General features: G+C 51.6%; 15 protein-coding genes. 4 read left to right on the top strand and 11 right to left on the bottom strand.

Features of this window, described 5'->3' with window-relative positions; genetic code table 11:
• Position 1 precedes the first annotated feature (1 nt).
• From BMX22_RS04140 to BMX22_RS04115, 6 genes are all read right to left on the bottom strand, one after another.
• Positions 2 to 1,201 carry a type II secretion system F family protein gene (locus BMX22_RS04140; RefSeq protein ID WP_074740907.1) on the bottom strand — a complete coding sequence of 400 codons (1,200 nt, stop codon included), beginning with the start codon at positions 1,199 to 1,201 and terminating at the stop codon, positions 2 to 4.
• A 490-nt stretch (positions 1,202 to 1,691) separates the two neighbouring features.
• The gene (gene asnB / locus BMX22_RS04135; protein ID WP_074740905.1) at positions 1,692 to 3,512 is read right to left on the bottom strand and encodes an asparagine synthase (glutamine-hydrolyzing); all 1,821 of its coding nucleotides are present in this window, start codon (positions 3,510 to 3,512) and stop codon (positions 1,692 to 1,694) included.
• Between the two features lie 91 nt (positions 3,513 to 3,603).
• Positions 3,604 to 3,963 (bottom strand): stage V sporulation protein AE, encoded by a 360-nt coding sequence (gene spoVAE, locus BMX22_RS04130; protein WP_074740903.1) that lies wholly within the window; start codon positions 3,961 to 3,963, stop codon positions 3,604 to 3,606.
• Entirely contained in the window at positions 3,960 to 4,982 is a 1,023-nt protein-coding gene (locus BMX22_RS04125) for a stage V sporulation protein AD (RefSeq protein WP_074740901.1), read from the bottom strand. Before BMX22_RS04125 ends, spoVAE begins: the two co-directional genes overlap by 4 nt.
• Before the next feature lie 51 nt (positions 4,983 to 5,033).
• Positions 5,034 to 6,083 carry a CPBP family intramembrane glutamic endopeptidase gene (locus BMX22_RS04120; RefSeq protein WP_074740899.1) on the bottom strand — a complete coding sequence of 350 codons (1,050 nt, stop codon included), beginning with the start codon at positions 6,081 to 6,083 and terminating at the stop codon, positions 5,034 to 5,036.
• 102 nt (positions 6,084 to 6,185) lie between these two features.
• Positions 6,186 to 6,533 (bottom strand): type II toxin-antitoxin system PemK/MazF family toxin, encoded by a 348-nt coding sequence (locus tag BMX22_RS04115; RefSeq protein WP_074740897.1) that lies wholly within the window; start codon positions 6,531 to 6,533, stop codon positions 6,186 to 6,188.
• Positions 6,534 to 6,820: 287 nt separating this feature from the next.
• Here BMX22_RS04115 and BMX22_RS16340 point away from each other — a divergent pair, with 287 nt between their 5' ends.
• A complete protein-coding gene (locus tag BMX22_RS16340; RefSeq protein WP_177172964.1) occupies positions 6,821 to 9,451 on the top strand; it encodes a leucine-rich repeat protein in 2,631 nt (876 codons plus the stop codon).
• A gap of 204 nt (positions 9,452 to 9,655) precedes the next feature.
• Positions 9,656 to 11,095, top strand: a complete 1,440-nt coding sequence (gene proS / locus BMX22_RS04095; protein WP_074740895.1) for a proline--tRNA ligase — start codon at positions 9,656 to 9,658, stop codon at positions 11,093 to 11,095.
• A gap of 43 nt (positions 11,096 to 11,138) precedes the next feature.
• Here the strand turns inward: proS and BMX22_RS04090 are convergent, their stop codons facing one another.
• The 4 genes from BMX22_RS04090 to ppk1 all read right to left on the bottom strand — a co-directional run bounded on the left by BMX22_RS04090 (position 11,139) and on the right by ppk1 (position 15,700).
• The gene (locus BMX22_RS04090) at positions 11,139 to 11,828 is read right to left on the bottom strand and encodes a hypothetical protein (protein WP_074740893.1); all 690 of its coding nucleotides are present in this window, start codon (positions 11,826 to 11,828) and stop codon (positions 11,139 to 11,141) included.
• A 1-nt stretch (position 11,829) separates the two neighbouring features.
• Positions 11,830 to 12,141: a hypothetical protein gene (locus BMX22_RS04085; RefSeq protein ID WP_074740891.1), complete on the bottom strand. Its 312-nt coding sequence runs from the start codon at positions 12,139 to 12,141 to the stop codon at positions 11,830 to 11,832.
• 231 nt (positions 12,142 to 12,372) lie between these two features.
• Positions 12,373 to 13,293 carry a uridine kinase family protein gene (locus BMX22_RS04080; protein WP_074740890.1) on the bottom strand — a complete coding sequence of 307 codons (921 nt, stop codon included), beginning with the start codon at positions 13,291 to 13,293 and terminating at the stop codon, positions 12,373 to 12,375.
• A 154-nt stretch (positions 13,294 to 13,447) separates the two neighbouring features.
• A complete protein-coding gene (gene ppk1, locus BMX22_RS04075; RefSeq protein WP_074740888.1) occupies positions 13,448 to 15,700 on the bottom strand; it encodes a polyphosphate kinase 1 in 2,253 nt (750 codons plus the stop codon).
• A gap of 244 nt (positions 15,701 to 15,944) precedes the next feature.
• Here ppk1 and BMX22_RS04070 point away from each other — a divergent pair, with 244 nt between their 5' ends.
• Positions 15,945 to 16,715 (top strand): TIGR00282 family metallophosphoesterase, encoded by a 771-nt coding sequence (locus BMX22_RS04070; protein WP_074740886.1) that lies wholly within the window; start codon positions 15,945 to 15,947, stop codon positions 16,713 to 16,715.
• 187 nt (positions 16,716 to 16,902) lie between these two features.
• Positions 16,903 to 17,163 (top strand): stage V sporulation protein S, encoded by a 261-nt coding sequence (locus BMX22_RS04065; RefSeq protein WP_031562615.1) that lies wholly within the window; start codon positions 16,903 to 16,905, stop codon positions 17,161 to 17,163.
• 205 nt (positions 17,164 to 17,368) lie between these two features.
• Here BMX22_RS04065 and BMX22_RS04060 read toward each other — a convergent pair whose 3' ends face one another.
• Positions 17,369 to 19,195, bottom strand: coding sequence for a glycerophosphodiester phosphodiesterase family protein (locus tag BMX22_RS04060; RefSeq protein WP_074740884.1), 1,827 nt, complete (start codon positions 19,193 to 19,195; stop codon positions 17,369 to 17,371).
• Between the last annotated feature and the right edge of the window lie 264 nt (positions 19,196 to 19,459).

The raw sequence follows: 19,459 nt of genomic DNA, 5'->3' as shown, positions 1-19,459 counted from the left end.
ATTATTCGTTTTCGAGACCTTCCATCGAGCCATAGAGCGCGGGGTAGATACCGATAACGACCATACCTATGATAACGCCCATGAAGATGAGGAGCACAGGCTCAACAAGACTTACAAGGCGCTGTACAGCAGAGTCAGATTCTTCCTCGTAGTAGTCGGAAGTTTTCTCAAGGATAGAGTCGAGGGCACCCGACTCCTCACCAACGTAGATGACCGAGCAGAACATAGGCTCGAAGATCTCGGTTCTGGTGATAGAGGCTGAAAGTGTTTCACCCTGCTTTACCTCGTCGACAACGTCGATGAACTTTTCATCAATGTATCTGTTGCCGAGGATAGCAGATGACTTCTGTAAGCACTCAACCATAGGGATACCGCTGGAATAGAGTGAAGAAAGAGTTCTTGCGAAGCGGCCCGTATAGATCTTTGTAACAAGGGGACCCCACATTGGCCCTTTGAGGATAAGTCTGTCCATCTTATAGCGGAATCCGTCCGTCTTATAAGCGTATTTGAAGCCGAAGAACGCACCGACAACAATGATAACGACTATGTACCATCTGTATCTGAGGAAGTCCGAGATAGCCGCCATTATCTTTGTCAGAGCCGGCATCTTGTCGGGATCGTCGTACATTCCGATGAATGTAGGCATGATGAATATGAAGAGGAACATTACGATAACTACGCACAGAACCGCAAGTATGATAGGATATACCATAGCGCCCTTGATAGTGTTCTTGAGCTTGTTCTCCTTGGCGTAATGTTCGGCCATTCTCGTCATGATAACGTCAAGCGAACCGCTCGTCTCACCTGCGTTTGCCATTGAGATAAGGAACTCGGGGAAGGAGCCCGCATGCATCTCGAGGGTCGAGGAGAAGGATTCACCCTTCTGAACGTTCTCGTAGATGTCCTGCCAGATAGCTCTTGCCTTTTCGTTTTCCTGTTCCTTGACCAGAATGTCGATCGCTTTAACAAGAGTCAGACCTGACGTGAGCATAGCGCTGAGCTGTCGGCAGCAAAACGCGAGCTCCTTGGTGCTGAACTTGTAGATTGATCTTGTGTTACTTGAATCGTCTTCCTTGTAATCCTTGATGAACACTCCTCGTTCTTTCATCTTTTCGAGGAATTCCTGTTCATTCTCGGCATTAGCCTTGCCCTTGACCTGCTTGCCTCTTGCGTCCTGAGCAATGTAGGAATAACTCTTCATACAACCACCTCCATAGTTTTTGATTAAGCCGGAACAATCCATACTGCCCTAATAATAACAATTATACCATTTAAACAGTTATTTTTCAATCGTTTTTTTGCCATAAATAATCAATCGGTTTTTATTAATATTCACCAACAATTATACCATTCGTAATATTCGTCAGGGCATAGTACGATTATTCTACAAAAAACAATCTCAAGGCAGAACAAAACGCAGCATTGTTGTACCCATGCTGCACGTTGTTTAACTTACACAAATATTATATCACAACACAACTTAAATTGCAACATAAAATCTCGGATTTTCAGATTTTTTTATATAATTGTAAACTATAGCAAAACGATTAACTTGTAATTCGTCATTTTGCACTGATAAAGTACATAAAAGACTGTCAGCGCCGCGCTAAATAGTAAATATAATTCCATTATAACTCGATACTATTATAATATGGGCTGAGCCGCCGAAATTATCGGCGGCTCCGATTCGCTCAGACAAGTCTTATCCCGTACCGTTTCAGCCAGTAGTCAAGCTGCACAAAATAGGCTATGGTCTGCGGCAGATTCATCAGCTGTCCGTACCACTGCACCCTGTCTTCATGCCTCAGCAGGCGCTCGAGCTCCTCGCGGCGGACGAGCTCCGTGAGCGGTGTATCCTCGGCAAGTATCGCCCTGAGCCGCTCCGTCACAGCTGCAAGGAAGGCAGGATTGTGCGTCTTCGGATAGGGGCTCTTTTTTCGCCAGAGCACGCTCTCGGGCAGCCACTCACTCATCGCCTCGCGGAGCAGCCCCTTCTCGCGCCCCATGTAGTCCTTGTACTCCCACTTCACGTTGTACATATACTCTGCGATACGATGGTCGCAGAACGGCACGCGCACCTCCAATCCGCTGTACATCGACATCCTGTCCTTGCGGTCGAGCAAATTCTGCATGAACCAGCGGAAGTTGAGCTCCGTCATCTCTCGCATACGCCTCTCGAGCGGGCTGTCCGTATCGAGCCTCTCTGCGCTGTCGGCGGTGCGTCGGTATGCAGAGTAAACGTACTCGTCCGCGTCGATGAGCCGCGCGTACCTCTCGCACATGAAACGGCTGCGGTAGGCGGTGCTCTGTGCCCACGGGAAGCCGTCTGTCTCGCGGATATCCTTGTCGCGGTACCACGGATAGCCGCCGAAGAGCTCGTCGGCACACTCGCCCGAGAGCGCTACAGTACCCGCCTTTTTTATCTCGCGGCATAGCAAAAGCATAGACGCGTCCACATCTGCCATAGCAGGCAGACCGCGAGCATCGACTGCGGCTTCGAGCTCACCGACGAGCTCAGGCGTGTCGACCACCACCCAATGGTGCTCCGAGCCGAGGTATTCCGCCATTATGTTGATGTATTCATTGTCGCTGTTCGGCTGAAAGTGGCTCTTTTGGAAGTATTTGTCGTTGTCGCGGTAGTCCACCGAGAACGTGTCGAGGCGCTTGCCCTGCTTCTTCAGCTCCGCCGCCGCGACCGACGAGATAAGGCTCGAATCCAGACCTCCCGAAAGGAAGGTGCAGACAGGCACATCGGACACAAGCTGCCGCCTTATCGCGTCGAGCACGAGCTCGCGGGTGTGCTCGGCGGTCTGCTCAAAGGTCTCATTGAGCTCATAGGCACGGAGTCTCCAGTAGGTGCGGAGCCTGAGTCCATCCGCCGAATAATAGCCGCATTCACCGCTTTTCAGCTCCTTCATGCCACGTATCACGCCGCAGCCCTGCGTCCGTGAAGGCGCCATGAGCAGGAGCTCTGCCGCACCGTATTCGTCTATCTCATGCGGGATATCAGGGTTCTCGAGGAGCGCGGACAGCTCTGAGGCGAAAATGAGCTTATCATCAGTCTCGTAATAGAAGAGCGGCTTCACGCCTATCCTGTCACGCGCAAAGAAAACACGATGCTCGGCAGGCTCGTAGACCGCGAAGGCAAAAATCCCGTTGAATCGCTCCACACAGTGCTCTCCCCACGCAATATAACTGCGCAGGACGACCTCGGTATCGGAACGGGTCGCGAACTCGCAGCCGAGCTCGCGGCGGAGCTCGGCGGTGTTGTAGAGCTCGCCGTTGTAGACTATCGTGTACTCGCGCCCGTCAGCGGTGACGGTCATGGGCTGCCGACCGCCTGATATGTCAATGACGGAGAGTCTTGTATGGACGAGGGCAGCCTCCTGCGAAAGGTATACTCCGCGCTGGTCGGGACCGCGGCGGAGAAGCGCAGTCTGCATTTTTTTGCACGTTTCAAGCTCCGCGCGCATATCTTCCTTAAAGCTGATAATTCCCGCAATTCCGCACATAATGGTACTCCACCGCTTCACGGCATACGGCACGCCGTAATGATACGGTACATTATATGCGAAAGGGGGCGGAATGTTGCCGCCCCCTCACTCACACCTTATCCCTCTGTCTGAACACGAGTGAAGCCGTCAGACCGGCAAGCAGAGCCGCCGCTATGCCTCCCGCAGCAGCGGTGAGCTCGCCCGTGAAAACTCCCGCAAAGCCGTTCTCGTCGACGGCTTTTTTCATGCCCTCGGCAAGCGCGTGTCCGAAGCCTGTCAGCGGTACGGAAGCCCCTGCCCCTGCGAAGTCGGCGAGCGGACGGTACAGCCCGAGTGCTGACAGCACCACCCCCGCGACGACGTAGCCCGTGAGAATGCGTGCGGGCGTCAGCTTGGTGAAGTCGATGAAAAGCTGCCCAATGGCGCAGATAGCGCCGCCTACGATGAAAGCCTTGATTATTTCGGTCATGATTGCTCCTTTACTCGCTGAATGTGGACAAGGTGTGAGATAGCCGGGATGCTCTCGCCCTGCTGTAGGGACATCGTGGACATCAGCGCGCCCGTCGCCGCAAAGAGCATATTCTCTATCCTGCCCTCCTCGAGCATGGGCAGGAACAGTCCGCACAGCACGCTTGCACTGCACCCGCAGCCCGACCCGCCGCAGTGAGTATCCTGCCTGGCGTTATCGAAGATGAGTTCACCGCAGTCTCGGTGCTGCTTGGAGATGTCGACTCCCTGCTTGTGCAGGAATTCGCGGACGAGCGTGCTTCCGACCTTGCCGAGGTCGCCTGTGACGATGTAGTCATAATCCTCGGGGACAGTACCCGTCGCGTCGAGATAGCGCTTTATCGTAGTCGCTGCCGCAGGAGCCATGGCGCTGCCCATATTGGTGATGTCGCTGATACCCATGTCTGCGATGCGTCCGATACAACCCCCGACGACAGCCGCCCTGCCTTTATCGCGGGAGAGGATGACCGCTCCCGAGGCGGTACACGTCCACTGCGAGGTAGGTGTCCTCTGCCCGCCGTATGAGAGCGGCGCGCGAAACTGCCTTTCCGCCGTGGAAAAGTGAGACGAGGTCACAGCGGCAGCGCGGCGCGAGACACCGCTGTCCACGAGCACCGAGGAAATGAGCATACCTTCCGCCATAGTCGAGCACGCTCCGTAGATACCGAGAAACGGTATGCCGAGCTCACGCAGCCCGTATGACGAGCCCGTACACTGATTGATCAGGTCGCCCGAGCATATCGAGTCGATATCTTCCTTTATGAGCCCCGCTTTTTTTACCGCGAGACTGACCGCCTCGAGCTGAAAGCGGCTTTCTGCCTGCTCCCACGTGCTGCGTCCGAAGTGACTGTCGCTGATTATCTCGTCGAAGCACTTGCCGAGGGGTCCCCGCCCCTCCTTATCGCCTACAACAGCGGCATGGCTCTCGATGTGTACGGGTGCGCCGAGCCTAAACGCTCCCCGCGAAAGTAATTCTGACATAAAAACGCCTCCGTTCGGGATTATTGTATCCCCTTCGGAGGCGATTATTCATTATTTCAGTTTCTGAACAGTTGACAGAGCAAGCAGAATATTCAGCACAATGAATGCGAGAATGGATATACAGGTGAAAATGTAGCTGTAGTGCTTGACAGGCGGATTGTTTTCGCGGATGTAAGAGACAATATTCTTTCTTTTGATGACGAGTACGGCAGCTCCCGCGATGAACATCACGATGAGCACGCCCCATTCGAGCACTTCCGCCGCTGTTTCGGGCAGTTTGTTGGCGATAAATGTCAGTACATCTCCAAACAGGAGGTTGTTGATTATATGGAGAGCGATAGACCAGCCGAGCCCGAACTCCATAGCCGCATAGCCGAACACCACGCCGACATATATGGCGAATACCGACTGTGTGGGATTGGCGTGCATGATACCGAAGAGTATTGCCGAAACAAGTATCGAACAGAACTTTCCGCAGCCCGCTCTCTCGAAGGTGTGCATAACGAATCCGCGGTAGACTATCTCTTCTGCTATCGGACCCAATATGCTTGCATAGAGGAACATTGATACCGTCGTACTGCCTGCCTGAGACATCTCTATCGCCTGCTGAAGCGATAAACCCACCTGATTCAGCAGCCACTCCACGCCTTCGTCTATGAAGGTGAATATGAGCTGACAGCTCATCAGTACACAGATCAGCATTATCAGCTTCGAGAAGGTCATCTTTCCGTGGTGCGCGAATATCTTTTTCAGCGGCAGTGCTTTGATGAAGAAGAGTATCAGGAACGCCACGCCGATAACGACTCCCACTATCATAGAGCCTGCTTTTTCGAGCATTTTTTCGGCATACGCCTCGACAAGCTCCATGTAGTTATCCTTGGAGGTAGCCTTGAAAGCATAGTATATATAATGTCCGAACAAATCTGCTATGTATACAGCATAAATGATGAAGGTATATATCAGCAGTCCGCAGCCCATATACTCGACCTTGCCCTTGAAGGCTTTACGCTGAGCTACCTCGGGCGAGAGAGCTCTCGGAGGCGGGGGCTGTACAGGCGCTCCGACGGGCTGACCATTATTCGTGTATCCGTTGTTATCCAATATCATCACCCTTTTTAACAGTGTAGTTATATGATAACATATTCACACAGACTTGTCAATGCAAATAACATTATGTAGAGGCGCCGACTCGGGCGCCCGCTGTCATATCTCCAGCCCGAAGCTGATAGAAAGAGCAGTATTGACCTTATCCATAGAGCGCAGGTCAAGCTCTCCCATTTTGTCCTTCAGGCGTTTCTTGTCTATGGTGCGTATCTGCTCGAGCAGGACGATGCTGTCCTTGGCGAGTCCGCACTTGTCTGCCTGAACTTCAATATGGGTGGGCAGACGGTTCTTGTCGCGCTGGCTGGTGATAGCCGCCGCGATGACTGTGGGGCTGTGGCGGTTGCCGACATCGTTCTGGACTATAAGTACGGGTCGGACTCCGCCCTGCTCCGAGCCGACGACGGGACTGAGGTCGGCGTAGTATATTTCTCCTCTTTTTACTGACATAGCATTTATCTCCTATGGAATGATTTTTGTTTCTGACATTATTATCCCTCACTGCGGCTGCTTTATACAACCGCGTTATATTATATGCCGCAGCCTCCGCAGATGTTTTGATAGGACTTCGGGGCGCTTTTGTGCAGATTAGCCATAAAACAAGCTGTAAATTTTCTGCACTGACCGTTGTATTTTTTTATACAATATGCTATAATAGTAGTGATTTTACAGCTATCCTATTACAGCTGTACGCCCGCTTGGCATTCGGGTGCAAAGATCATGGGAGGGAATCAGAGATGAATTTTAAGAGATTAGCCGCAGCGGCAGCTGCCGGCGTAATGTGCCTGTCGGCAGTGTGTATGCCGACAAGCGACGGAAAACTCGCACTTTTTGAGACACCGATAATATCCTATGCTGCCGATTCGGGCAGCTATAACGGCATAAACTGGGAGGTGTCGGGCGGAACGCTCACTCTCTCGGGAAGCGGCGAGGTCAAGAGCGGTACATATCCGTGGTCGGGCAGCAGCGTATCGCAGGTAGTCGCAGAAGACGGGATATCCTATCTCAGCAGCGCAGCCATACCTTCGGGAGTGTCAAGCGTTAAGATACTCCACCCCGCCTGTCTGTTCGACGGCTCGCTCTCCAAGAGCATAACGATAGAGGGCTATGAAAAGAGCACGGCTGCTCTATGGGCGAAAGAGCGCGGGAACAAGTTCACATCGCTCGGCAAGTATGACAATACCCCTGTTTACTCCGAGAAATCGGGCGCATTCACTACATGGGCCATAGATAAGTACGGTATACTCACTTTCACGGGGACGGGGTCTATTCCCAAGCACGACGCTTCTACGCCGTCCAAGTGGGCAACAAAGTACCGCGACCAGATAAGGGGTATCATTATAGGCGAGGGCATAACCAAGGTCGGCGATTTCGGACTCAGCGGCTATGAATCCTACAAGGCTGACCTTCCGAATCTCGCCTTTCTGTACATACCGTCCACAGTCAAGAGCCTCGGCGAGAATGCACTCATATTCTCCAAACGTCTGCAATGGGTCGAAGTCGCAAACGGCCTCGAAAGGATAGAGGCGTGCGCATTTCAGGGCTGCACTTCGCTCAGGAGCATAGTTCTTCCGAAGTCGATATCCTTCATCGGCTCGTCGGCGTTTGAAGGCTGTTCAGCGCTTGATTATGTGACCATACTCAATTCCAAGTGTCAGATATACGAATACGGCACCGGCACCAAGAGCCACACCATTCAAGCTCCCATCAGGGGATATGCTGATGGTGTCTATTCGATAGAAGGACATAGCTACGGTATATACTCTCCGGAGATGTATGCGAAGCAGTTCAATCTTACATTTACCGCGGTATCGGCGAGCTCCGTCACGACTACGCCAACCGCTGCTACCACCACTACTACAACTACTACAACCACTACTACGACCACGACAACAACTACTACAACTACAACTACAACTACAACTGTCACTACTACTACAACGACCGAGCCGATAACTACCACAACGGTCAAGCAGGACAATTACACTATCCTCGACTACGATGATTCGCCGCTGTATGTCGGTGAAAAGCGCGCGATATACGTGTATAACTCCGACACCTACGAATGCTCGGGCGTATATGTGACCGATGTTTCCGACAACGTCTCATACAGATTTAACGAATCACGCGGAATAATTTACATTACTGCCCTTGCCGCGGGTACGGCGTACCTGACTATCCGCGAGCAGGACTGCGTTATCAGCGAAAAGGTCAAGATATCCTTCGTTGAGAAGCCCGCAACTACCACTGAACCGCCTGCTACCGAGCCGCCTGTCTCCACGACAACTACTGCTCCCGCCGACAGGAGCGTGCGTATGCAGATAGTCAACTACCCGACCAAAACCGTGTACAATATGAACGAAAGTCTCGATATCACGGGACTGGCAGTCAAGACGTGGGTCGTTGACGGATACGGCGACGAGTATGCCGACAATTACGGCAATGCCTATGACGTCTCCGACTACATCTCCCGCTTTCAGATAACAGGTTTTGACAGTACCGAACCCGGAGAGCACATCATCACCGTGACATACAAGAAGTACAACTCGGAAATGAAGCTTCTGACAGACAGCGAGACCTTCTCCGTATATGTGCTCCCGCCGGAGACTACGTCGACAACTAACACTACTACCACCACAACGACTACTACAGCTACGACTACAGCCGAAACTACTACGACAACTACCGCACAGTCCACAACTACTACCCAAGCGGGTGTCAGGCTTCAGGTTATAAGCTATCCCACAAAAACTGTTTACGAATGGGGCGAGCAGCTCGACCTTTCGGGTCTGACGATACTTGTTACGGTATGGGACAGGTACGGCAATGAATACGTTGAAAACGACGGTGAGCCTTATAGTGTAGCCGACAACAACTTATTCAGCTACTGGGGCTTCAACAGCAATCTGGCAGGCGAGCGCGACATCACGGTCCAGTACGGAAATTACAACGTTCGTATCAATGACTATGTGTCAACGACTGCCCAGATAAAGGTTTATGTAAACGATAAACCCTTACCCACTACGACCTCTGTCACGAACACGACTTCCGACACTACCGTCACAACAGCAGTCACCACGAGCACAACTCCCGTGACCACCGACGAGCCCATAAAGCCCGCCGATTACGACCTCGGCGACGTGAACCGTGATAAATCAGTAAACTCCAAGGATGCCACAGAGATACTCAAAGCGTATGCAGCTTACTCCACAGGCAATACCCCGAAACTTACGGAGTCGCAGAAACTCGCAGCCGATGTGAATTTCGACGGCGCAGTGAACGCCAAGGATGCTTCGATAGTACTTGCATACTACTCGTATCTGTCCACGGGAGGCACCAAGACGCTGAAGGAATACCTTACTCAATAGCATATTTACAGGCGGTTCATTTTGAGCCGCCTGTTTTTGCTGTAGGAGCGCATTCTGTGCGCTCATTGAATTGTCGTATTCTTTCGGGCGGACGACCGATGGTCCACCCCTGCGATCTGAGCTATTGCAGGTTGACAAAAACGGGCGGCAATGGTATAATGTACTTACTTATTGTTATCACAACATGAAAAGAGGACGTTACAAATGGCAAAAGATAAAAAACTTGTTACCGCGATAACCTCTATGGACGAGGACTTCGCACAGTGGTACACCGATATCTGCAAGAAGGCTGAACTCATCGAGTACACCAGCGTCAAGGGCTGTATGGTCATCCGACCCTACGGCTACGCTATCTGGGAGAATATCCAGCACATACTCGACTCAACATTCAAGGCGACAGGCCATGAGAATGTGTGTATGCCTATGTTCATCCCCGAGAGCCTTCTCCAGAAGGAGAAAGACCACGTCGAGGGCTTCGCTCCCGAAGTGGCTTGGGTAACTTACGGCGGAAGCGAAAAGCTCGAGGACAGGCTCTGCGTGCGCCCGACCTCCGAGACGCTTTTCTGTGAGCACTACGCTAATATCGTACACTCCTACCGCGACCTACCCAAGCTCTACAATCAGTGGGTAAGCGTTGTCCGCTGGGAAAAGACCACCCGTCCCTTCCTCCGTTCAAGAGAGTTCCTCTGGCAGGAAGGTCACACAATCCACGCCACTGCTGAAGAGGCTATCGAAGAGACCGAGCGTATGCTCAACGTATATGCCGATTTCTGCGAGCAGTCCCTCGCTATGCCTGTTGTAAAGGGCAAGAAGACCGAGAGCGATAAATTCGCAGGAGCTGTTTCCACCTACGCTATCGAGGCTCTCATGCACGACGGCAAGGCGCTTCAGGCAGGTACTTCCCACTATTTCGGCGACGGCTTTGCTAAGGCTTTCGACATCGAATACACCGACAAGGAAAACAAGCGTGTTTTCCCGCACCAGACAAGCTGGGGCGTTACGACCCGCCTTATCGGCGCTGTCATCATGACTCACGGCGACGATAACGGACTCGTGCTTCCGCCTGCTGTAGCTCCTATACAGGTCGTTATCATTCCCGTTGCTCAGCACAAGGAGGGCGTACTCGAAAAGGCAGGCGAGCTCAAGGACAGACTCGCTAAGCTCGGTCTGCGTGTTAAGCTCGACGACAGTGAGAATTCTCCCGGCTGGAAGTTTGCCGAGTATGAGATGAAAGGCGTTCCGCTCCGTGTGGAGATAGGTCCGCGCGACATCGAGGAGGGCAACTGTATTATCGCCTCACGCTGGAACGGCGAGAAGGCAACTGTAGCTCTCACAGACCTTGAGACTGCCGTTCAGCAGAAGCTCACAGAGGCTCACGACGGTATGTTCAACAAGGCTCTTGAGAATCAGAAGAGACGCACCTACGCCTGCACGACTATCGACGAGATAAACAAGGCTCTCGAGCAGGGCGACGGCTTCATCAAGGCTATGTGGTGCGGCGAGGAAGCCTGCGAGGACTCCGTTAAGGAGCAGACAGGTGTTGGCTCGAGATGTATCCCCTTCGAGCAGGAACACCTCTCGGACGTATGTGTATGCTGCGGCAAGCCTGCCAAGCATATGGTATACTGGGGAAAAGCATATTAATAAGCACGTTTTATGTAAGCCGCACTTTATGTGCGGCTTTTTGTTATTCACCGTCGTCCTTGATATAGAAGATGCCGTTCGTGATGAAGGGGACTCCGTCTATCTCTACCGACTGTAAGCCCTCGCTGTTGAGCTGAGTCGTCAGGGCTGCGTACACGTAAGGAAGCATACGCGTTGTCCCGAGTGACTTTACAGGTATCGGAGCAAGCGAGGTGACATTCGAGCTGTAGGAAGGTCCGATATTCAGCGGCGTCGGAACTGTGGAGTCGCTGACTATAACGGCATAGTCCGTATCCGCCGCTGAGAACGAATACGCGCTCTTTGCGGGAACTATGAGCGCGAGCTTGCCTTCATCGTCTACAGTGATGATGATGCGCTGTATCGTCTTGCTGTCTGTGGTATCGACGCCCGAAAGTATCAGTCCGTTGGTGCAGAGAATAGCCGACGAAAACTGGAATGCGACCTTGTCGGAATCCGTGAAGTTGTCGAACACGAGCGAGGTGTAGGTGCCTGTGAATGAGGCAATGTGGGTACTGTTGACGGTGCCGAGACAACTGATATAAAACGTTCTTTCGCTGCCTATCCACAGTTTGGCATTGCGGGTGCCGTCGGAATTGGTGTCAAGTGTAACGGTGATGTTTTCAAGGAACGTACCTTCCTTGTTCTCATCAAGAAAATCTTTGAATGCCGAGAGAGTAGCTGACGGGGCGTTTTCAAATCTTACTATTGCCATATTATTCCTCCTCCGTTATCACAAGGTCTCCGACCACTGCCATTGACCGTGTCGCGGCGGTCTGTATCGTGCTGAAGGTCGGGATGATACCGCCTCCGCCCGCTGTTTTCTGCTTCTTCCATACCCCTGAGCTGTTGAGGCAGTAGCAGTCGCCCGTGTCGATGTCGTGTGCGACCGAGCCCTTTTCAAGCAGACGTCCCTCGAAGGCATTGGCCTCTGGGAGGTCGGCTGTTGAATCCATACCTATGTTCGCCAAAACTATTGCCTTGCCGTCTGAATAGCGTATGAACTTTTCGCTGATTATCCAGTTCATTCTTTCTCCTTTCCGAGTGTATCCGCTCTGAGGGGAAGCTCTCTCTGCGAACAGCCCCTCATAATAAGTGCGGAATCACCCGTTTTTCAATGGAAAACCGTTGATTATTGAAAGAATTTTCCGAAACTTTGTATACCTGCACAAACCCAAACATATATTCTCGTTAATACATAACAAAAAAGCGTAAGGCAGAAGGATGAGCATCCTGATGCTTTACGCTTTTGGTATATATCAGTATTTGAACTGTCCGCTGCCGATGAATTCGCATATCAGCGAATCGCGGGAAATATCCTTTTTATCAAGCGGCACGAGCTGCTCGAGCACCTGCGTCACGTCAGCAAGCTCAGGGAAGTCGCTCAGCTCGCGGAGCTGGTCTATCAGCGAATCACGGTAGGCATTCAGCTCGTACGCCATAAAAGTGTCGATATCATAGTCGGAGCGGTGCTTGTACGGCATGATGTACTTATTCTCGCCCGATTCTACGCTGTGAAACATATTCATCGTCTCTCTCAGCGAACGCTTGCGGAAGTTCTTGTCGCGTATCATTCGTCTCATCAGGCGTACCTTTGACGGGTGGAGTATGATGTCTCCGCAGGTGACGCGCGTGCGCACGCTGACATAGAGCTTGATGAGCTTGCTGTCGGGCACGGTTATTACCGCGGGATTCAGCGCGTGTATGCCCTCGAATATGACGAGCTCGCCCTGTCCGCGCTTCAGAAAGATGTTACTGTGCTCGCGGGTGGACTCGGCAAAGTTATACTTGGGTATCTCTATCTCCTCGCAGCGTTCTATTGCCTCTATCTGTGTATTCAGCAGGTCGGCGTCGATGCGGTCGGGGGATTCGAGGTCCATTTTGCCGAGAGCAGCAAGCTCCTTCTCCTCGTGTGTGAGCGGGCAGAAGTAGTTGTCCATAGAAATTGTGTGAGTCTCACAGCCTGCTTCGTCGAGGAGCTTTTCTATCATGAAGGCAGTGGTGGTCTTTCCCGAGCCCGACGGTCCGGAAAGCAGGATAACGGGCTTTTCGTGGCGGGTGTTGATGATATCGTCGGTTATCTTTTTGAGTTGATAGTAATACTCTTCGTTGACCGACTGCACGTAGCCTTTCGGGTCTATCCTGATGCCGTTGTTTATTCTTGTCACTTCTATATTCATACATTGTCTCCTTGAAATACCGAGAAAAGCAAGAGCGTAATTGATCAGCTTCCCTTAACTTGAATAGCGGGCTATCGAGCCGTAAACTTACTGCGCGTATTCGGTGACCTGCTATTTTCGTCAGGCGGAGCAGTCTAAGCATCGCCCTGTTTCTTTATTCTTCATCTTTTTTCTTCCTGCGTGTGGTCGTTCTCTTTGCCGTTGAAACGGGCTTTTTTGCCGCCTTTTTTTTCACGGCTGCCGACTTCTTTACCGCTTTTGCCGAGGAAGTCTTCTTAGCGGGAGCTTTTTTCGCTTTCGACTTCTGCTCACGGGCGTTTTTCATACGCTGCTGCTTTTCGCTCTTCTCCTCGAGACGCCTGTAAGCCTCAGCATAGAAGAATTCCTGCGCGTTTACAGCTTCCTCGCCGTCCTTCCGCTCTGTGTGGACATAGGAGCCGTCAGGCTGCATCTCGCGAGCCTTGACGTTATCGCTCATCAGTACGCGGAACATCTCGCGGATACGCTTTTTCAGGCGCTCGTCCTCGACGGGAGCAGCAACTTCCACACGGCGGATAGTGTTCCTGCTCATCCAGTCTGCGCTGCCGAGAAATATCTTCTGGTCCTTGTTCTCGCTGCCGAAGATGAAGATTCGGCTGTGCTCGAGGAAGCGTCCCACGATACTGCGCACCTTGATGTTCTCCGTATATCCTGGGACACCCGCCACGATGCAGCATATGCCTCTTACGACGAGTTCTATCCTTACGCCTGCACGCGAAGCCTCAATGAGCTTCTCGATAATGGCGCTGTCGTTGAGAGAGTTGACCTTTGCCGCTATGTAGCCGTCGCCTCCGCTGCGGGCTATCTCTATCTGCTCGTCCATGAGCGCGAGGACCTGCGGTCTGAGTGCGAGAGGCGACACGAGCAGCTTTCTCGGTGCTTCGACGAATGTTCCGTTACGAAGCGACTCAAATACAGCTTCCGCATCTGCGGCGATGTCCCTGTCAGCAGTGAGAAGCATGAGGTCGGTATAGAGAGCGGCAGTTTTTTCATTGTAGTTTCCTGTACCGATCTGCGTTACATAGTCGAAGCCGCCGCCCTGTGCCTTCCGCGTGATGAGCAGGAGCTTCGAGTGCGCCTTGACCTCCTTCGGTCCGTAGAACACCCTTACGCCTGCCTTTTGCAGCACCTTGGACCACTCGATATTGTTCGCCTCGTCGAAGCGTGCACGGAGCTCTATCATCACCGTGACTTCCTTGCCGTTTTCGGCAGCAGCGCACAGCGCACTGATGACCTTGCTGTTGCGGGCGACGCGGTACAGTGTTATCTTTATGGAAACTACCTTCGGATCGGCTGCTGATTCCTCCAGCAAGCGTATAAATGAGGTAGTCATAGCCTCAAAGGGATAGCTCAGAAGTATATCCTTTGCTTTTACCTGAGGGAATACAGCCCTGTTTTCTGCGAGCATAGCCGCCTTGCGCGGCGAAAGCGGAGCATAGTGGAGCTTCGGGTCGCTGTCGAGCTCCTGAAGCTGATACAGGTACGATAGATCGAGCGGTATGTGCGAGTTGAACACGCGTCCGTTCTTTATTTTTAGCTTTTTGCATATGTAGTCGAGGGCGTCGCGGCTGAATTCGTCTGTCACTTCAAGGCGCACGGGATTGAGTTTTGTGCGCTTGAATACAAGCTCCTCCATGCGGTCGCGGAAGTCCGCGCCCTTGTTGTCGACCATGATATCGGCACTTCTCGTCACGCGCATGACGGCTCTGTCCTGCACCTTATAGCCCTTGAACATCAGGTGCGCGAAGTGAAGGATCACTTCCTCCTCGAGTATGAAGCGCTTGCCGTTGTTGCCGAGCGGTATCATGCGTTCCCTGTCCTTGCTTGTGGCAGGTATCATACCGATATTCATGCCCTTTTTCGCATTGAGCAGCACAGCCACGTACAGTTCCTTGTTGCGCAGGAATGGGAACGGCAAAGCGTCGTTTATCACCAATCCCGAAATAAACGGCTTTATCTCGCGCTTGAAGTAGAGCTCGAGAAAGTCCAGCTCCTCGGGCGAGGCGGTCTCGAAGCTGACGTGCTCGAAGCCGTGAGGTGCGAGCTCTTCCATATTCCTGCGGTAAGCATCCTCAACGGACGGCTGTAGTCTGCGGACAGCAGTGAATACGGCGTCGAGCTGCTCAGAAGCAGTCATATCCGAGTTCCTGTCTTTTTTCTTTTTGCCCTTTTTCTTTTTCTCCTTTTCATCCTTTTCGTCCTCGGAGATAGACCCCACGCGAACCATGAAGAATTCGTCGAGATTGCTCTGATATATAGCGGAGAAAGCGATGCGCTCGAGCGAGGGGGTATCGGGACAGGTAGCCTCCTCGAGTACGCGCTTGTTAAATTTAAGCCAAGAAAGCTCTCTGTTTTCGAGATGATCCATAACGGTCTCCATTCTGCCAAACGGCATAATTTATAAAATAACGTTGATTAACGTCAATAATCTATACATAATTATTATATAGCTTTTTATACGTTCTGTCAAGTGCAATAGCACAGGAACGACAGCCTTGAAAATGAGCCGCTCGCCGCAGTCAGATTTCGGCAGGATACCCGTTTCTCCGTCCTTGACAAGCTCCGTTTGCAGTGTTATAATAAATCAAATCAAACGAACGGAGAGAAAGAACTTGAAGAATCTTTTATTCATCGGCGACGTTGTGGGCAGGACGGGCACCGACTTCCTGACCTCGAAGCTGAGCCTCGTGAAGCGCCAATTCGCAGTCGATATCACCATAGTCAACGGCGAGAATTCCGCTGCGGGCGACGGCATAACGCCCGAATCCGCCGATATGCTCATACGCGCGGGAGCAGACGTGATAACCACGGGCAACCACGCTTTCAAGCGCAGGGAGGCGTCCGACCTATTTGATGCCGACTATATACTCCGCCCCGCCAACTACCCCGAGGGCGGCGCTGCGGGGAAGGGAGTGTGTGTACTCGACATGGGAGCGTACTCCATAGCAGTGATAAACCTCATGGGCACGGTCTATATGGACCCTCTTGACAACCCGTTTACCAAGATAGACGAGCTCCTCACGGAAATTGACACGCCTAATATCTTCGTCGACTTCCATGCTGAAGCGACCTCCGAGAAAAAGGCTATGGGGCACTATCTCACAGGCAAAGTCAGCGGCGTATTCGGCACGCATACTCACGTCCAGACCGCAGATGAGATGATACTCGGCGGACATACGGCATATATTACCGACGCAGGCATGACAGGCGTTGAGGTCTCGAGTCTCGGCGCAGCGATAGAGCCCGTGCTCGAACGCTTCCGTTTCCGCACCCCTGTACGCTTCAAGGAGGCGGAAGGCGATTGCTTTATGTGTGCAGTTTGTGTCGAATTTGACGAGAAATGCGGCAAATCGCACAAAATTGAACGCCTGATTATAAGATAATCTACAAAGTTTCTTCCAAAGTATTGCAATTTGGGAAAAACTGTGATATGATGTATGTATGTACTAAAACTATTGCGTTATTTGCAAGAATTTTTGTATCAATTTTTAGCAAAAGCAGCAGCATCAGTGCAGACATCGGCTTATTACACACGAGAAAAACTAAATTCTATTACAGGAGGTCTTATCTATGGAAGTCTTAAAAGTATCATCACATTCAACACCAAACTCAGTTGCAGGCGCTATCGCAGGAGTGATCAGAGAGCAGAAAGCTGTTGAGGTACAGGCAGTAGGCGCAGGCGCGTCGAATCAGGCGATAAAAGCTATTGCTATAGCAAGAGGCTACCTTGCTCCTATAGGTATCGACCTCATCTGCATACCCGCATTCGCAAACATCACGATAGACGGCGAGGAAAGAACGGCTATCAAGCTTATCTGTGAACAGAGATGAATCTTCGGGCGGGCGCAGAACTCCTGCCCCCTAAACGGAGCATCTATCAGAAAAACCGAAACAAACAGTGCAAAGCCCGATACGGATGTATCGGGCTTATTTAATATTCGGAGTATATTCTCGGTCAGAAACAACAAAACAGATAGCTGATTTGCAATTGGTCAGTATTGATGCGGCAATTAAATATTGGAATTCGGTTGACACATCAATAGTAAGAACCAAATACAGCTTTCAGTACATTCAGGACCTTTTCACCCGTAGTAGTCGAATAGACCACCTTTGACGCACGGTCGGGACAGTCGGTTATGATATTGTCAACTCCGAGAGCCATCATTTTCTCCATCTCGCTCTGACTGTTGACCGTCCACACGAATATACGCTTGCCGTTCTGGTGCGCATTATTCACGACGGTAGCATTGACGAGCAAGTGATTCATGCTAAGTGCGTCGATGTTCTTCATCTGCATGAACGCCGTAGTTGTTGCGACATTTGCGATAAGCCCCGTCTTGATGTCTGGGTCGAGCTGCTTCACCTTTTTCAGTGCCGAATACGAAAAAGATGTGACATAGCACGAACCTTCGATGTCATACTCCTTTATCGCTTCGACCGTCTTTTCAACGGTGAGGTTCGTATCTCCGTGGTCTTTTATCTCAATATTGAACAGCTTCTCATCGCCTACGAGCTCGAACACCTCTGTAAGAAGCGGTATACGCGCATCGGGGAAATCCTCCTCGCTGACGTATTTGCTTATGACGTTCAGTTCCTGAAGCTCATCATAGGTGTAGTCACTGAGCTTTCCCTTGCCGTGGGTGGCACGGTCAAGCTTTTCGTCGTGGAACACCACAAGCTGCTCGTCCTTGGTCAGCTGGACATCGAGTTCAATGTAGTCCGTGTTGCTCTCGAGCGCCTTCTCAAAGGCGTAGAGCGTATTCTCGGGGGCGTCCTTCGAGCAGCCGCGGTGAGCCGTTACCTGCGTACGTGTGATTATTCCGACGTTGAGGTTGATGTTGCCCTTGTGGAGCGCACTGATGTAGGAGTAGTTGAGCAGCAGGCTCGCCGAGATTATCGAGACATACAGTATCACCCTCGCCGCCCTGCCGAGTTTGTAGGTCGTGCGCTCGGGGAGAGTTATCTTTGTATCCTCGGGGACATCAAGAAAGAATCTGCTCGTCAGCCAGCACATGACGATAGGCGTGGAGATGAAGGCTGCAATTGCGGCGAATATCTCGCCCTCGTACCTGAGCACCTTCAACGACGAGATGAGCGCCTTGTCAGAACTCGAGATGCCCTTGATGAAAAGCAGCACCGCAAAGCTTACTGTGAATGTGATAACGGCAATGGCTGCGATGATGAAGAGCGTCCAGAACACGAACGAGAGGACGTATTTCATCTTCTGTCCGATGATGAGCTTTCGGCTCTCCTGAATGCAGTCATAGAACGGCTTGTCGGTCAGGACAAGAAAATGCAGACTGTAGCTGCGGCTGACTATGAGTATCGCGAAAAGTATCTGCAAGCCGATATATACAGCAAGCGCTCCGCGTGTGTTTATCGCGCGGAATGCGTCGCGGAGTATCGGCAGTATCGGTGCGAGAAATATACCCGAGGAGATAGTGTACTGCGCAATAGGCATATACACCATGAATGTCAGGAAGCATAGCAGCCCCTTGCCGCGGAAAGCCTTCTTGAACGCGTGGTAGCCCGTTCGGAACATACCGATCACCGACAGCCGCTCTCCCTTGTAGTAACAGGAATAGCACGCCGTCAGTCCCGACAGCTCAACGAATGAGAACACCGCCGAAAAGAAGAGTATGAGCAGCAGCGCGATCAACGTCGCGGGGTTTTTGAGGTATATCCACACCTTCTCGTCGGAGAGATAGCGAACACGTGATATTTTCATGGTCAGCTTCAGAAGAAGCGTGAGCAGGGGAGCCCCAACAGAGAGGAGCAGGAGCTTGAAGATAAGCTCGTACAGCAAAACATCGGGCAGTGCTCTTATGAACACTCCGATAGACTTAAAAAAATTCTTTTTCATTCCGATATACTTTTTCCATTTTATTGTGCTCTCCCGAGAGCCGTTCGGAAGGCAGAGCCCGCCGTAAAGCGGCTGTCGGGCACACACTAATTATAAATCTTTGCCCGTGCGTTGTCAACAGAAATATTAATGTTATAGGTAGATTATATTGTTTTGTCGTCAGCTCCGATATCCGCACGCACAGCCGCAAACTATGAAAAACTTGTGTGAAAGCGGAAATGTGTGTGAAATCCGTTGCAATCCGCTGTTCTTTGTGGTATAATG

The sequence above is a fragment of the Ruminococcus sp. YRD2003 genome, assembly GCA_900109435.1.
GTDB lineage: Bacteria > Bacillota > Clostridia > Oscillospirales > Ruminococcaceae > Ruminococcus > Ruminococcus flavefaciens_G.
The sequence above is the reverse complement of the archived record's forward strand: the minus strand, read 5'-3'. Positions and strand labels throughout refer to the sequence as shown.

Excerpts from the sequence above, each read along its gene's own strand:
- BMX22_RS04140 (WP_074740907.1), bottom strand. The coding sequence starts at position 1,201 with ATGAAGAGTTATTCCTACATTGCTCAGGACGCAAGAGGCAAGCAGGTC.
- asnB (WP_074740905.1), bottom strand. The coding sequence starts at position 3,512 with ATGTGCGGAATTGCGGGAATTATCAGCTTTAAGGAAGATATGCGCGCG.
- spoVAE (WP_074740903.1), bottom strand. The coding sequence starts at position 3,963 with ATGACCGAAATAATCAAGGCTTTCATCGTAGGCGGCGCTATCTGCGCC.
- BMX22_RS04125 (WP_074740901.1), bottom strand. The coding sequence starts at position 4,982 with ATGTCAGAATTACTTTCGCGGGGAGCGTTTAGGCTCGGCGCACCCGTA.
- BMX22_RS04115 (WP_074740897.1), bottom strand. The coding sequence starts at position 6,533 with ATGTCAGTAAAAAGAGGAGAAATATACTACGCCGACCTCAGTCCCGTC.
- BMX22_RS16340 (WP_177172964.1), top strand. The coding sequence starts at position 6,821 with ATGAATTTTAAGAGATTAGCCGCAGCGGCAGCTGCCGGCGTAATGTGC.
- proS (WP_074740895.1), top strand. The coding sequence starts at position 9,656 with ATGGCAAAAGATAAAAAACTTGTTACCGCGATAACCTCTATGGACGAG.
- BMX22_RS04090 (WP_074740893.1), bottom strand. The coding sequence starts at position 11,828 with ATGGCAATAGTAAGATTTGAAAACGCCCCGTCAGCTACTCTCTCGGCA.
- BMX22_RS04085 (WP_074740891.1), bottom strand. The coding sequence starts at position 12,141 with ATGAACTGGATAATCAGCGAAAAGTTCATACGCTATTCAGACGGCAAG.
- BMX22_RS04080 (WP_074740890.1), bottom strand. The coding sequence starts at position 13,293 with ATGAATATAGAAGTGACAAGAATAAACAACGGCATCAGGATAGACCCG.
- ppk1 (WP_074740888.1), bottom strand. The coding sequence starts at position 15,700 with ATGGATCATCTCGAAAACAGAGAGCTTTCTTGGCTTAAATTTAACAAG.
- BMX22_RS04065 (WP_031562615.1), top strand. The coding sequence starts at position 16,903 with ATGGAAGTCTTAAAAGTATCATCACATTCAACACCAAACTCAGTTGCA.
- BMX22_RS04060 (WP_074740884.1), bottom strand. The coding sequence starts at position 19,195 with ATGAAAAAGAATTTTTTTAAGTCTATCGGAGTGTTCATAAGAGCACTG.